We start from the raw sequence: 15,071 nt of genomic DNA on the forward strand, positions 1-15,071 counted from the left end.
ATCAATAAAATGTTTCAATTGTATTATTGATGATAGGGATTAAATGTTTTAATGCCTTATTGGAAATTGTCAGTTCTTTGAGTGCATTTAATTGATGCATATTGTGAACATCAGACGCAATAAAGTCAATCATATGATCATCTAATAATCTATGGGTAATTTTTGGAATTTCCTTGCCATAAAAATCTCCTAGGGATAAAATATTCAACTGAAAATGTATTCCTCGCTTTTTATAAGATGCGTATTGCTTGAACTGTTTATGCATAAAACCATATCGTTCAGGATGTGCCAGTATAGCAAAATAATTATTAGACACCACTTTTTCTATTGCTTCCTTAAAATTTAAAGAAGGTTGCAAATATGACATCTCCACCAGAAGGTGGAACTGGCCAATTGGCATTACTTTCCCTTCCTCTAGAATAATTTCAAAATTATCATCGATCATATGCTCTGCAGAAGCTTGGAGTGATATTTCTTTCATTCCATTTTTTAAAAGCTCATTTTTTAGAATAACAAGGGATGAATTAATGGTTTCAGGATTATTTGGATAATAATTGTGCATTATATGGGGTGTGGCAATAAATTTTGTCACACCAAAGCCAGCAAATTCCTGTATTAATGCAATTGATTCCTCAACTGTTTTTGCCCCATCATCGATTCCGGGTAAGATATGATTATGTATATCAACAAACCCCTCTAAATGGTCAACTAAAAATTCTTTTTTTGTAAAAAAACTGAACATAAATAGTACTGCTAAAATTGCAAATAATGTGCAAAGATAAGATTTATAATGGGCTTGCATGTTTGGTAATAAGAACTTTGTTTATATAAAATGAAAAGGCTCCGCATATGTTGCAGAGCCAATTTCATATACTAATTTTAATTTTATTAGTTCAATGATTTAATTGCAGCTTGTGCAGCGGCAATGCGTGCAATTGGAACTCGGAAGGGAGAACAGCTGACATAGTTCATATTAGTATTATGACAGAATTCAACAGAACTTGGCTCACCACCATGCTCACCACATATGCCAACCTTCAAATTTGGTTTAGATACTCTACCGCGTTCCGTACCCATTTTCACTAGTTGTCCAACACCTTCTTGATCCAATACCTCGAATGGATCATGGGTTAAGATACCTTTTTCTAAATATACGGCAAGGAACTTACCTGCATCATCTCTAGAATATCCAAAAGCCATTTGTGTAAGGTCATTTGTTCCGAAAGAGAAGAAATCGGCATGTTCAGCAATTTTGTCAGCCATTAATGCCGCCCTAGGAATTTCAATCATAGTACCAATTTGGTATTCAACACTATCATTCCTTTCTTCAAAAACCTTGTCAGCAGTTTCTTTAATGATCTGCTTTTGCTCAATAAATTCATTGGCCGTACCTATCAATGGCACCATAATTTCCGGTTTAGCAATAATCCCTTTTTCTTTTAGATTCAATGCGGCTTCTATAATAGCCCTTGTTTGCATTTCGGTAATTTCTGGATAGGTGTTTCCCAATCTACATCCTCTATGACCCAACATTGGATTAAATTCTTGTAATTCAGCTACCTTGTTCTTAACTGCAGACAATGATATATGCATATCCTCAGCCAATTCTTTCTGGGTTGCTAATTGGTGGGGTACAAATTCATGTAATGGTGGATCTAATAATCGAACTGTCACCGGAAGTCCTTCCATTGCTTCGAATATTCCTTCAAAATCTGTTCTTTGCATGGGTAGTAAATCTTCCAGAGCATGTTTTCGACCTTTTATAGTATCTGCAAGAATCATTTCTCGCATTGCCTTTATTCTATCAACTTCAAAGAACATATGTTCTGTTCTGGTAAGGCCGATTCCTTGAGCACCAAAACTACGTGCTACTTTTGCATCCTTTGGAGAATCAGCATTGGTTCTAACCTGCATTGTGGAATAGTTGTTCGAAAGTTCCATGATTTCTCCAAACTCACCACTTAATTCAGGTTCCATTGTGGCAACTTTACCTTCTATAATGTTACCAGTAGATCCATTTAGAGATATCCAATCACCTTCATGGTATTCTTTATCATCAACCCGTAAAACACGATTTTTATAATCGATTTTTAAAGCTCCTGCACCAGACACACAACATTTACCCATTCCTCTAGCCACTACTGCGGCATGGGATGTCATACCCCCACGAGCAGTTAATATACCTTTCGCGATGTTCATGCCCTCCAAATCTTCAGGAGAGGTTTCTATTCTAGTTAGTATGGTATTCTTGTACTTATCAGCTTCATCCGCAAAAAAGACGATCTGACCTGTAGCGGCTCCTGGAGAAGCAGGTAATCCTTGGGCAATTACATTAGCTCTTTGTAAGGCGTTAGTATCAAAAACTGGATGTAATAGTTCATCTAATTTATTAGGCTCTATGCGAAGTAATGCTTCTTTTTCGTCAATTACTCCCTCTTTTAACTGGTCAATGGCAATTTTTACCATTGCTGCACCTGTTCGTTTACCATTTCTAGTCTGTAAAATCCAAAGTTTACCTTCTTGAATGGTAAACTCCATATCCTGCATATCAGAATAATGGTCCTCCAATGTTTGTTGGTAATCATTAAGTTCAGCATAAATAGATGGCATTAATTCTTCCAACGAAGGATAGTTTTCTGCGCGATCTGCTTCTTCAATCTTTGCTAGTTCAGCCCAACGTTCAGAACCAAGTTTTGTAATCTGTTGTGGTGTACGTACACCTGCAACCACATCTTCTCCCTGGGCATCAATTAGATATTCACCATTGAAGACATTTTCCCCTGTACCGGCATCCCGGGTAAAGCAAACTCCTGTACCAGAGTTCAGCCCCATATTACCGTATACCATTGCCTGAACATTCACTGCAGTTCCCCAATCAGCTGGGTATCCGTTCATTTTACGATAATAAATGGCTCTATTACCATTCCAACTATCAAAAACGGCCATAACGGCTCCCCATAATTGATCCCAAGGGTCTGTTGGGAAATCATGCCCGGTTTGTTTTTTTACAGCATCTTTAAAGTCATAAACTAAATCCTGTAAATCTTGGATTGTAAATTCTGTATCTAATTGGATTCCCCTTTTATCTTTTAGGTGCTCCATGATTTCTTCAAAGGGGTCTATGTCCTCTTTTGTTTGTGGTTTCATTCCCAATACCACACCACCATACATTTGTATGAATCTTCTATAAGAATCCCAAGCAAACCTTTCATTGTTGGTCCTTTTCACCAAACCTAAAACAGCCTCATCATTTAAACCAAGGTTAAGTACAGTATCCATCATCCCTGGCATAGAAACTCGAGCACCCGATCTAACAGAAATCAAGAGTGGGTTTTCTTTATCACCAAAAGTGGTTCCCATAACTTTTTCTATGGCCTCTATTGATTCCTCTACTTCTTCTTTAATAGCTTCGATTACATTCTCTCGACCAAGTGAATTATATTCGGTACAAACTTCAGTAGTAATCGTGAATCCCGGAGGAACAGGAATACCAATAGCACTCATCTCTGCCAAATTTGCTCCTTTGCCTCCTAATAGGTTTTTCATTTCACTGTTGCCGTCAGCTTTTTTGTTTCCGAATTTATAAACTCTAGCCTTGACTTCTGTAATCGTATCCATAATTTTAGTTCTATATATTTCCTAGCAAAATTAAAGATGGATAGGTCCTAATTTCATGACATATATCATGATTCTTCCCCTATGTAACTTAGGTTACAAAATAATACGACTAAAGCATCTTACTTCAAGATTATTAAGATATAATTCTTCCTTTTTTATTGATGATATTCTTTATTTAATCATCGTACGCTTTTAAATAAGCGCAAGCTAAACTGGCTACATCAAAAAATTATTAAAAATCCTGTCTAATGTCATGTTTTTAGAAAATCGACCAAATTAATTTTGTAAAGTAAAATTCTTCAAGACTATGGAAGATATCGAGATAGAACATTATGGAACCGTTGCGGGGGCAATGGTGGAACATGATGGAGTTATCTCAAAAATCTCAAATAATAAAATCACGGTTGCTCTTAAAGGGAATATAAATTGTGATGGCTGTAAGGCCAAGGCTGTCTGTGGTGCTGCTGACTCGAATGGTAAAGAAATTGAAGTTGACAATGTATCCCAGCAACTGGATCTAAACGAAGATGTTACAGTTTTGCTTAAAAAGAACTTGGCTATAAAAGCGGTCTTCCTGGCATACATATTACCTTTTATATTTCTTTTGCTAACCCTATTGCTCGCTTCCAACTACTTTGAGGAATGGTTTGCGGGACTTTTGGCCTTAGCAATTCTATTGCCTTATTACTTGATTATTTATGCCCTAAGGGGTTCATTCAAGAAAGAATTCAAAGTATCTATATTAAAGACAACTCAACTATGATTGCATCGATTTTATACAGCGCTATTTTACTTTCGTCCATCGGGACTGTGGCAGCTGTGGTATTATTTGTTGTTTCAAAAAAATTCAATGTTTTTGAGGATCCAAAAATTACGGAGGTAGAGGATATTCTTCCCGCAGCTAACTGTGCAGGTTGTGGTAGTCCAGGGTGTAGGGTATTTGCCGAAAAATTAGTGAATACCGAGGACATTTCGGATTTGTTTTGCCCAGTAGGGGGGAATGATGTTATGAAGCAGGTGGCCGAAATACTGGATAAGGAAGTCGCTGAAAAGGACCCTACTGTTGCAGTATTGCGCTGCCAAGGTGGTTGTGATGTAAGGCCAAAAACCACTTTATATCAAGGACCTAGGTCCTGTGCGATTTCATCATTGGTGTATGGCGGAGAAACTGATTGTCAATATGGTTGTTTAGGCGATGGTGATTGCGTTAATGTTTGTGATTTTGATGCGATGTACATGGATGAAAAAACTGGGTTGCCAGTAATCATTACAGATAAATGTACTTCTTGTGGAGCTTGTGTAAAGGCATGCCCGAGACATATTCTTGAAATGAGGCCCAGAAACAAGCGTGATCTAAAGATTTTTGTTGGTTGTTTAAATGAAGATAAAGGAGGAATTGCCAAAAGGGCATGTGATGTAGCCTGTATAGGGTGTTCTAAATGTGAAGATATTTGTCCAAAGGATGCTATAGACATGGATAATAATCTAGCGTACATAGATCCTGATTTATGTACCCTTTGTAGAAAATGCGTCGAGGTTTGTCCTACCCATTCCATAATTGAGACTAATTTTCCTCCGAAAAAAGTCAAGGTAAAGAAAGACAAGCCAAAAGTTAAGGCCAGCGCAAAATCAATTAAAACAGATGCCAATGCTTAAAACATTTCCTAAAGGAGGTATTCATCCTTCTGAAAACAAAATAACGGCATCTAAGGGCATAAAACGTATGTCGGCACCAAAAGTCGTATATGTTCCAATTGCCCAGCATATTGGTATTCCTTCCGAGATTATTGTAGATAGAAAGGATAAAGTGGATATAGGTCAGGTTATCGCCAAATCAGGAGGGTTTGTTTCCTCTAATATTCATTCTCCAATAGCTGGAACGGTCACAAAGTTAGATATGATTGTAGATTCCAGTGGGTATAAAAAACAATGCATTGTTATACGTACTGACCAGAAGAATGAGTCAAACTTTGAAGAACTTGATTTTCCTTTAAAAAAGGAAATCACACTTTCACAAAAAGATATCTTGAACCATGTTACTGAATATGGTATTGTAGGCTTGGGAGGAGCAACCTTTCCTTCGCATGTTAAATTGGATATTAAAAATGACCGTAAGGTCGATTGCTTGATAATCAATGGTGTGGAATGCGAACCTTACTTGACAGCTGATCACAGACTCATGCTCGAAAAAGCAGAGGAAATCATTGTAGGTATTCGAATTCTAATGCATGCTCTTCACATTGAAAAAGCTGTAATAGGTATAGAAAACAATAAAAAAGATGCCATTGAGGTACTTAAAGAGGCGTCACGATCTGCCAACGGAATTAAAGTTGCCGCACTTAGGGTTAAATACCCTCAAGGGAGTGAGAAGCAATTGATTAGGGCCATTTTAAAACGTGAAGTACCCAAAGGCGGCCTACCGATGGATGTTGGGGTAATCGTTCATAATGTCGGTACTATTTACGCCATTTATCAAGCAGTACAGCACAATCAACCTTTGACGGAACGTGTGGTTACAGTAACTGGAAAAAAACTTGATGACCCATCAAATTTTTGGGTCAAAATTGGGACTCCTATCAAAGATTTAGTGGCAGAAGTAGGAGGCGTTCCGGATGGTACAAGGAAAATAGTCAATGGTGGGCCTATGATGGGCAAGGCTATGAAAAATACAGATGTGCCGATTACCAAAGGAACATCGGGAATACTTGTTATTTCTGAAGAAGAAGCAAGCCGAAAGGAAGCTAAAAACTGCATTAGGTGTAGTCAATGTGTTTTTGTATGCCCAATGGGATTAGAACCTCATTTGTTGATGAATTTGAGTGAAAAAGGGTTGTATGAACGGGCATCCAAAGAAGATATAATGACCTGTATTGAATGTGGGTCTTGTAGTTATGTATGTCCTTCCCATAGACCTTTGCTTGACTATATCAGATTTGGAAAAAGTATTGTAAAAAAAATGGAAACCTCAAAGAATTAGAATGTCAGATCAACCGGTAATTATATCAGCCTCACCGCATGTTCATTCAGATAGAACTTCTAAAAGACTTATGTATGATGTGCTTATCGCACTTATTCCAGCCTTTTTGGTTTCGATTTACGTGTTTGGATTAGGAGCACTTTTGGTCACGTCTATAGCCATTATTTCGTGTATCTTTTTTGAGTATGTCATACAAAAGTTCATTCTGAAATCTGAGATAACCATAACTGATGGTTCGGCCTTGATAACTGGAGTTTTGTTGGCATTTAACCTACCCTCAAGTCTGCCTATTTGGATGGTGGTTGTTGGTAGTTTTGTAGCCATAGGGGTTGCAAAGTTGTCCTTCGGTGGATTAGGATATAACATTTTTAACCCAGCCCTTGTAGGGCGGGTTTTTTTATTGGTCTCATTTCCAGTTCAAATGACCTCGTGGCCAACTCCTTTCGAAAACAATAGTACACTAGCTGATGCCGTAACTGGAGCTACACCTTTGGGCATTATAAAAGAAGATTTACAATTTGGTGGTACAATGTCAGAAATCAGTGCCAAACTACCTTCAATTTTAGACCTTTTGTTCGGGTTTATTGGTGGTTCGTTAGGTGAAATGTCTGCCTTTGCTTTATTATTGGGCGGGATATACCTGATAATTAGAAAGGTAATCACCTGGCACATTCCTGTTGTGATGTTGGTGACCATGGCTGTCTTAACTGGAATATTTTGGTTCATGGACCCTGAGCATTATGCAAATCCTTTGATTCATTTGCTATCTGGGGGAGCGTTGTTGGGTGCTTTTTATATGGCAACCGATCTAGTAACAAGCCCAATGACCAAAAAAGGAATGGTTGTTTTTGCTGTGGGAATAGGTCTAATTTCAGTTGTTATTCGATTATTTGGGGCGTATCCTGAGGGGGTTTCCTTTGGAATATTGCTTATGAACGCTTTTGTACCTCTAATCAATACTTATTTTAAGCCACGAAGATTCGGTAATAAAATCAAATCTAAAATAATATAACTATGAGCAAAAAGAAATCTACCTTCTTGAATATGGTACTGGCACTTTTTGTGATTACTCTGGTTGCAGGTCTTTCATTGGGATATGTTAATGATTTGACCGCTGGGCCCAAGGCCAAGGCCAAACTTGAGCGTAAAGTGAATGCCTTAAAAGGAGTGCTTCCAGCATTTGATAATAACCCAGTGGAAGAAGTGAAGAAAATTGCATCTGACAGGGCAAAGGACAGTATTGAAATATACCTGGCTTCATTGCAAGGAGATGGGGTGGGAGTCGCAGTTATTGGTTCTTCAGAAAAAGGGTTTAGCGGACTCATAAAAATAATGGTGGGGTTTGAGACGAATGGTACCATAAAGAATATCGCCGTTTTGGAGCAAAAGGAAACACCTGGGCTTGGCACCAAAATTAAGGACGAAAAGTTTATTCAACAGTTTAGGGGTAAAGACCCTTCCTCGTTCAATTTAAAGGTGACAAAAGATGGGGGCGAGGTAGATGCATTAACTGGAGCTACCATTACCACAAGAGCTTTTGGAGAAGCTACGCAGCTGGCTTACGATGTATATCTAGAGAATAAACAAGAATAGGAACTATGGCAGAGCAAATAAATCAAAAACAAAATTTTCTAAAAGGTATTGTCAAAGACAATCCTGTTTTTGTTATGCTATTGGGTATGTGTCCCACCTTAGGGGTTACTTCCTCGGCATTCAATGGTTTGGGCATGGGTATTGCCACACTTTTTGTACTATTAATGTCGAACATTGTGGTTTCCTTGATTAAATCCCAAATTCCGGCAAAAGTAAGAATACCTGCCTTTATTATAGTAATCGCTTCTTTTGTGACCATTGTTGAAATGGTTTTAGAAGCATTCATACCATTTCTATTTGAACAATTGGGAATCTTTATTCCGCTTATTGTAGTTAATTGTTTGATTCTGGGTAGGGCAGAGGCCTTTGCCTCAAAAAACAATCTAGCATCTTCCATTGTTGATGCATTAGGTATGGGAATAGGTTTTACTATTGCACTCACTTTACTTGGCGCAGTTAGGGAGATTTTTGGAAGCGGAAGTTTATTTGATATTCGATTTGTTCCGGAAGACGCAAATACTTTGATTTTATTTATCCTGCCTCCAGGAGCTTTTATCGCATTGGCGTATCTCACTCTTTTATTCAATAGAATTTCAACCAAAAACACATAAAAATGGAGTATATCTTAATTCTTATCGCTGCCGTTTTTGTAAATAATATAGTTCTCTCCCAATTTCTGGGTATTTGTCCATTCTTAGGGGTTTCAAATAAGGTCTCCACTTCCGTGGGTATGTCCGGGGCTGTATTGTTTGTTATGACTATTGCTACGCTTGCTACTTACTTATTACATGAGTTCGTGCTGGTGCCGTCCGGAATGGATTATTTAAGAACGATAACTTTTATTTTGGTTATTGCATCATTGGTACAAATGGTTGAGATTATTCTGAAAAAGGTGAGCCCAGCTTTATATCAAGCATTGGGTGTCTTTTTACCTTTGATAACCACTAATTGTGCTGTTTTGGGTGTTGCCATTTTGGCTTTGGGACTTGAAAATGGGAGTTTACTTAAAGCGGTTTTCTTTGCTATAGCCAATTCAATTGGGTTTGCACTTGCACTTATCGTTTTTGCCAGTATTCGCGAGCATTTAGAACTTGCCAATATCCCAAAAGGAATGAAGGGTGTACCCATCAATCTTTTGGTAGCAGGCTTGCTTTCCTTAGCCTTTTTAGGATTTACAGGCTTGGTTTGATGTTGTCACTTCCCGTTATGGAAATTCGCAAGAATGTTGCCCAGAAGGCAGTCTGAAGTTATTTCCCCGAAGTGATGAAGCGATTGCCTAATGTCTATTGCAAGTAGATTCCTAGAAAGGTAATTGTGAATCCTAGAGATACAGAAATACCAATGGCACTCATCTCTGCTAAATTTGCTCCTTTACCTCCTAATAGGTCTTATTTAATGGCAATTGTCATGATTCTTTTCCAATGTAACATAGGTGACAAAACTTCATTAACTAATTAACACAATAGATTAAAAACAGAAAACTATTATTGACAAACTCCTATAGAAACTTTAAAGAATGAAAGAGTAAAAATTACTGCGCTAGCGCAGTAATTGATTTTTATGAGTCGTTGAGCTAATGGCCTAAAAGAGAGTATACCCAAATATGACAGACATGACATTGTAGTCAGTTGTCCAGTTTTGCGATTTGGATAGGACCTGTCGATTGGTGTTAATTCTAAACTCCATACTGTACTTGTTGTTGTAATTATACCCCATGCCAAATGCCAAGTTGGGATTTGATGCCCCATTCACCAAATCCTTTGAATTAGGCTCATAGATAATAGATAAATCAGAGTTTAAGATTAAAACGACAGAGGCGTTTACAAACAACTTAGACTTTTCAGTTAAAAAAATATAATGCCTTAGCCCAACAGGCATTTCAATAGTGGTATAATCAAGGTCAGCAGATAACTCGGGTAATTGCTTTTCAGTTTTGTAGTATTGGTATGTCGGCTCAACAATCAGTGACCATTTGCTGTTGTTAAATCCCATTATGAACTCAGCCTCAAAACCAATACGAAGTCCAGTTTCATTTCCAAAAGCGGTAATTCTCCGGTCAATGCCAGAGGGGCCAGAAGCGAGATTGTCAATAGCCAAAGAAGTACTATTCAACCCAACCCTAAAATTTAAATTGAATAACTTTTTTTTATGCTTTGTTTCATAATTAATCACTTTGGAATCCTCACATTCATTATATTTTATGAAATAATTGACCAATTGTCCTTTACTGTATTTTAGATTGTCAATTTGCCTTTCTGACAACCCTTGACAGTTGAGTTCATTCAAGATCTGTTGTCTAAATAAATTATTTTCACCAACAAAATTGTTATCTGTCTTATACTTTTTATGTATAAGTTGTTTTATCGATCCATTCGCATCTTCATAAAAAAAACGCTGAAGACTTCCCTCTTCATAAAGATATAAAGTGGCCTTACTTTCAATCAGTACCTGTAAAAAAAGTAGCTCCTTTTTAAATATAGGGTTTCGCGAATTATTCAAGTCACCTAGAGTTCCGAGAGAACGATCAATATCGACTGTGTGTCTTATATACTTTGAACTATTATGAATACCGAATTCCTTAACCGTACTGATGGTAGCCTTCTTTACCTCGGAATCCATTTGAACCTTATATTCAAATTCTGTGGGATTGTTTTTCCAATCTATATTTTTGATGAGGCAGTTTATTCTTTGACCAGAACTGTCCATAAAATATCCGCTTTCATAAGAATTTTGGGAATTGACGGTAAAACTTATAACTGTCAACAAGAATAGAAGCAAGGATTTTTTCATGTTTGGGTTAAAATATGGTGGTTAGGTTTATACAGGGTATAACTCATTTCTATAGAAAAATATTGCTTTTATTTATAAAGAAGATATTGGGCTAAGTCTTAAAATAGAAACAATACAAAAAGTGCTAAAGATGAGATTAGTACATATTGTAAGGCCTGATGAAAGCATAGAATATCCCAATGAATGTTTTTTCAATCTTGTATTATTTGGTTGAGACATATAATGCTTGCTATTGCATTTACAGGAGTAGTATTTAGTTGTAGTTGTTCCGTCGGTAAGCCTTTTTGTTTAGAACTAATAGTTGTTTTTAACCTATTTTCAGTTTCTTTATTTTACTGAGATTATTTTCCGATACAGAAATTCGCAAAAATATTACCCAGAAGGTCGTCTGAAGTAATCTCCCCGGTTATTTCCCCAAAGTGATGAAGTGCTTGCCTAATGTCTATTGCAAGTAAATCCCCAGAAAGGTGATTGTCCATCCCATGTTGCACTTTTTGTATTTCTTCAAGGGCCTTCAAAAGCGCATCATAGTGACGGGTATTGGTCACAATGGTTTCATTGTTTCGCAATGCCCCTGTATTAACAAAGTTTAAAAGCATATTTTTCACATCTTCGACCGATTCACCTGTTTTGGCGGAAATCAACTTGTAAGTGGTCCCTTCAATATTCGATAATAATGTTTCGAGTTGTTGTCTTTCCTTGTTATTAAGAATATCAATTTTATTGACAATTATTACCAATGGTTTGTTCGGATGCTTAGTTGAGATTTTACCAACTTCATTTTGTAAACTAGTTAAACTAATTTCGGCATTTTGAAATTCCTCAGCACTATGTAGAAATAACACTACTTGTGATTGCTCTATTTTCTCAAAAGTCTTTTTAATGCCTATATTTTCGACAATGTCCTTAGTGTCTCTAATCCCTGCAGTATCAATGAATCTAAAACCGATTCCGCCAATTGCTATTTCGTCTTCTATGGCATCTCGGGTGGTTCCCGCAATGTCAGAAACAATAGCTTTTTCTTCATTTAATAAAGCATTCAATAAGGTAGATTTACCTACATTGGGTTCGCCTACGATGGCCACTGGAATCCCTTTTTTAATAACGTTTCCAACTGCAAAGGAATCAATAAGCTTTTTCAGGACATTTTGAATGCGCAGAATCAAGTCCTGAAATTTTAATCTATCGGCAAATTCAACATCTTCTTCGGCAAAATCAAGTTCTAATTCTATCAGTGAGGCAAAGTTCATTAACTCATCACGCAAGAGCTTAATTTCATTGCTAAAACCTCCTCGCATTTGCTGTATGGCAATTTGATGGGTTGTCTCATTCTCACTGGCAATTAGGTCTGCAACAGCTTCGGCCTGACTCAAATCCAACTTCCCGTTCAAGAATGCCCGTAATGTGAACTCACCTGCTTCGGCCATTCTACAACCATTACGTAAGAACAACTGAATAATCTGCTGTTGTATATAGGGAGAACCATGACAGGAGATTTCTATAACATCTTCACCAGTGTATGAATTGGGACCATTGAAGATTGAGAGTAAGACTTCATCCATAAGTACATCGCCATCTATTATATGGCCCAAATGAATTGTGTGACTTTTTTGTTTACTTAAGTCTTTCCCATGAATTGACCTAAAATAAGAACCTGCAATAGATTTAGCGTCCTTACCTGACAAGCGAATAACAGCAATTGCTCCCGAACCTGCGGGAGTTGCTAAAGCGACTATGGTATCTACTGTATTCATCTTACCAATTTCTTCGCAAAAATAGACAAATCAAAAGTATAGACCGAAAATAAAGAGCGTAATTCAAACGCTTTTCGCTATGTAAAAAAGTAAAAAACACATATCTTCATATTACCCATTAACTAATTTTTAAATAATTATGAGAACATCTATTTTGGTAATTTTTATTTCAATCTTTTCGATGAATTTGGCGATTGGTCAAGCCACTGAAAATGATGCTCCAGTTGTTAAAGAACAGGAGCTAAAAGAGCAGAAAGGAGTAATTAAGAAAGTAAGAAAACAAGAGAAAAAGGCTAAAAAACAAGAGAAAAAAGTTCAAAAGGAGGAAAAAGAGCGTAAAAAGGAGGAAAAACGAGTAAAAAGGGTTAATTCACTTAAAAAGGGAATTGCTAAAAATGAGAAGAAGATTGTTAGTCTAACGGAGAAACTGGCCAGAGGTTCAGAAAAAGGCAAACTCTCTCCTATGGATATTAAAAAGATGAATTCAAAAATCTCCAAATTAAAAATGTCAATTACCACAGACAAAGAAAAATTAATGAAACTGAGGAAGAGGGGATAATTGGGTTGGTTTGTAACAAAAAAAATGTTTTTGCGTCATATCAATAGTTATTCATCTTAAAATCAATCAAAAACATGGAAATAGTAAATCAACAAATAGCAATGCGGGAGGATAGGCAACTTCTTGTCATAACGCATTTATCACAATATTTAGATTATGTAACAGGTTTTGGAGGGCTTATAGTTCCTCTAATTCTTTGGCTCACATCAAAGGAGTCGGTAATTGGAATGAATGAGCATGGTAAATCTGTAATTAACTTGCAATTAAGTTTGGTACTTTATTTAATTATTGGGATTCCTAGTATTTTGCTTTTAGGCGCCGGAATATTATTACTCATTTTTGCTGGAGTATTATCATTAATTATGCCTATTGTCAATGCTGTAAAAGCTAGTAATGGAGAAGAACCTAGTTATTTTGGTACGATTAGATTCATATCCTAATCACAAAAACATATATAAAAAAAGACCACCTTTTGGTGGTCTTTTTTGTTTATGATCTTTTCGAATTAGTTGTTCAGCATTACCGGCATTACGAGCATTGTTACATTCTCACCTTCATCCAATCCGTCAATAGGAGTAAGAATTCCGGCTCTATTCGGTAAGCTCATTTCTAAGGCTACTTCATCAGAATTAAGATTGTTCAACATCTCGGTCAAGAACCTCGAATTGAACCCAATCTGCATGTCATCACCTTGGTATGAACAAGTTAATCGTTCTTCCGCCTTATTACTGTAATCTATATCTTCTGCAGAAATATTCAACTCAGCTCCTGCGATTTTTAAACGAATCTGGTGTGTGGTCTTATTTGAAAATATAGAGACACGACGAACTGAGCTTAAAAATTGATTTCTGGCTATCGAAAGCTTATTAGGGTTTTCTTTAGGGATTACGGCTTCATAGTTAGGATACTTTCCATCAATCAATCTACAGATCAATTCCGCATTATCGAAGGTGAATTTGGCATTGCTATCATTATATTCTATGGCCACTTCAGACTCACTACCTGCCAAAATTCCCTTCAACAAATTCAAAGGTTTTTTCGGCATTATGAATTCTGCAACTTGGGAAGCCGTTACATCTGAACGTTGGTACTTTACTAGTTTATGGGCGTCAGTTGCTACAAACGTCAAATTTTCTGGTGAAAATTGAAAGAACACCCCACTCATTACTGGCCTTAAATCGTCATTGCCTGCAGCAAAAATGGTTTTATTAATGGCGGTTGCAAGAATATCACCCATAATATTTGTTGAACTTGGATTGGCCAATTCAACAGCCTTTGGGAATTCAGCACCATCTGCATAAGCCAAGGCATATTTACCGTGGTTAGAACTTATTTCAACTGTATTATTGTCTTCAACAACAAAAGTCAAAGGTTGTTCCGGGAACGTTTTTAGTGTTTCTAGTAACAATTTAGCAGGTACAGCAATTGTACCTTCATTATCTGAATCTACATCGAGCACGGAACTCATTGTGGTTTCCAAATCAGAAGCAGAAACCGTTAATTTATTCTGCTTTAAGTCAAAAAGAAAGTTGTCTAGGATAGGAAGTGTGTTACTGTTGTTTATCACCCCTCCTAGGACCTGTAATTGTTTAAGTAAATAAGTGCTAGATACTATAAATTTCATTCGATTTGCTTTTTACTGAATTAGTTAATGCCCTTTCTACGTTGAAGATATTACAACCTTAAATGGCTACAAACCTTCATTTGGCAGTCAAACAAAGATATTTTAATTGTCCTTTTTAAGGAAACAAACTTATCAACATTTTTAATCGCGAATTGG

At 36.8% G+C, this 15,071-nt stretch carries 14 protein-coding genes; 9 read left to right on the forward strand and 5 right to left on the reverse strand.

The window, feature by feature from the left end:
- Window position 1: 1 nt before the first annotated feature.
- Together FB2170_RS11190 and ppdK are read right to left on the reverse strand one after the other, a co-directional pair.
- On the reverse strand, window positions 2-742 hold the full coding sequence (locus tag FB2170_RS11190; RefSeq protein ID WP_041632815.1) for a tyrosine-protein phosphatase: 741 nt from the start codon (window positions 740-742) through the stop codon (window positions 2-4).
- A gap of 146 nt (window positions 743-888) precedes the next feature.
- On the reverse strand, window positions 889-3,618 hold the full coding sequence (gene ppdK, locus FB2170_RS11195) for a pyruvate, phosphate dikinase (protein ID WP_013306669.1): 2,730 nt from the start codon (window positions 3,616-3,618) through the stop codon (window positions 889-891).
- Between the two features lie 307 nt (window positions 3,619-3,925).
- Between ppdK and FB2170_RS11200 the strand changes: the two genes are divergently transcribed.
- The 7 genes from FB2170_RS11200 to FB2170_RS11230 are packed head-to-tail and all read left to right on the forward strand — an operon-like array spanning window position 3,926 to window position 9,377.
- Window positions 3,926-4,381: a SoxR reducing system RseC family protein gene (locus FB2170_RS11200; RefSeq protein WP_013306670.1), complete on the forward strand. Its 456-nt coding sequence runs from the start codon at window positions 3,926-3,928 to the stop codon at window positions 4,379-4,381.
- Entirely contained in the window at window positions 4,378-5,274 is an 897-nt protein-coding gene (locus tag FB2170_RS11205; protein WP_013306671.1) for a Fe-S cluster domain-containing protein, read from the forward strand. Before FB2170_RS11200 ends, FB2170_RS11205 begins: the two co-directional genes overlap by 4 nt.
- Complete coding sequence (gene rsxC / locus FB2170_RS11210; protein WP_013306672.1) at window positions 5,267-6,595, forward strand: electron transport complex subunit RsxC; 1,329 nt, start codon at window positions 5,267-5,269, stop codon at window positions 6,593-6,595. Before FB2170_RS11205 ends, rsxC begins: the two co-directional genes overlap by 8 nt.
- 1 nt (window position 6,596) lies before the next feature.
- Window positions 6,597-7,607: an RnfABCDGE type electron transport complex subunit D gene (locus tag FB2170_RS11215; RefSeq protein ID WP_013306673.1), complete on the forward strand. Its 1,011-nt coding sequence runs from the start codon at window positions 6,597-6,599 to the stop codon at window positions 7,605-7,607.
- Between the two features lie 2 nt (window positions 7,608-7,609).
- Complete coding sequence (locus FB2170_RS11220) at window positions 7,610-8,188, forward strand: RnfABCDGE type electron transport complex subunit G (RefSeq protein ID WP_013306674.1); 579 nt, start codon at window positions 7,610-7,612, stop codon at window positions 8,186-8,188.
- Window positions 8,189-8,193: 5 nt separating this feature from the next.
- The gene (locus tag FB2170_RS11225) at window positions 8,194-8,799 is read left to right on the forward strand and encodes an RnfABCDGE type electron transport complex subunit E (protein ID WP_013306675.1); all 606 of its coding nucleotides are present in this window, start codon (window positions 8,194-8,196) and stop codon (window positions 8,797-8,799) included.
- Window positions 8,800-8,801: 2 nt separating this feature from the next.
- The gene (locus FB2170_RS11230; protein WP_013306676.1) at window positions 8,802-9,377 is read left to right on the forward strand and encodes an electron transport complex protein RnfA; all 576 of its coding nucleotides are present in this window, start codon (window positions 8,802-8,804) and stop codon (window positions 9,375-9,377) included.
- Window positions 9,378-9,769: 392 nt separating this feature from the next.
- Here FB2170_RS11230 and FB2170_RS11235 read toward each other — a convergent pair whose 3' ends face one another.
- Entirely contained in the window at window positions 9,770-10,978 is a 1,209-nt protein-coding gene (locus FB2170_RS11235; protein WP_013306677.1) for a tRNA modification GTPase, read from the reverse strand.
- A 341-nt stretch (window positions 10,979-11,319) separates the two neighbouring features.
- Window positions 11,320-12,732 (reverse strand): tRNA uridine-5-carboxymethylaminomethyl(34) synthesis GTPase MnmE, encoded by a 1,413-nt coding sequence (mnmE, locus tag FB2170_RS11240; RefSeq protein WP_013306678.1) that lies wholly within the window; start codon window positions 12,730-12,732, stop codon window positions 11,320-11,322.
- Between the two features lie 181 nt (window positions 12,733-12,913).
- Here mnmE and FB2170_RS11245 point away from each other — a divergent pair, with 181 nt between their 5' ends.
- A complete protein-coding gene (locus tag FB2170_RS11245) occupies window positions 12,914-13,291 on the forward strand; it encodes a hypothetical protein (RefSeq protein WP_041632816.1) in 378 nt (125 codons plus the stop codon).
- Window positions 13,292-13,365: 74 nt separating this feature from the next.
- Entirely contained in the window at window positions 13,366-13,731 is a 366-nt protein-coding gene (locus tag FB2170_RS11250) for a DUF4870 domain-containing protein (RefSeq protein WP_013306680.1), read from the forward strand.
- A 65-nt stretch (window positions 13,732-13,796) separates the two neighbouring features.
- On the opposite strand, the gene dnaN is transcribed toward FB2170_RS11250, so the two are convergent.
- Window positions 13,797-14,915: a DNA polymerase III subunit beta gene (dnaN, locus tag FB2170_RS11255; protein ID WP_013306681.1), complete on the reverse strand. Its 1,119-nt coding sequence runs from the start codon at window positions 14,913-14,915 to the stop codon at window positions 13,797-13,799.
- Window positions 14,916-15,071: the final 156 nt, after the last annotated feature.

The sequence above is a fragment of the Maribacter sp. HTCC2170 genome, from assembly GCF_000153165.2.
Taxonomy (GTDB): Bacteria; Bacteroidota; Bacteroidia; order Flavobacteriales; family Flavobacteriaceae; genus Maribacter_A.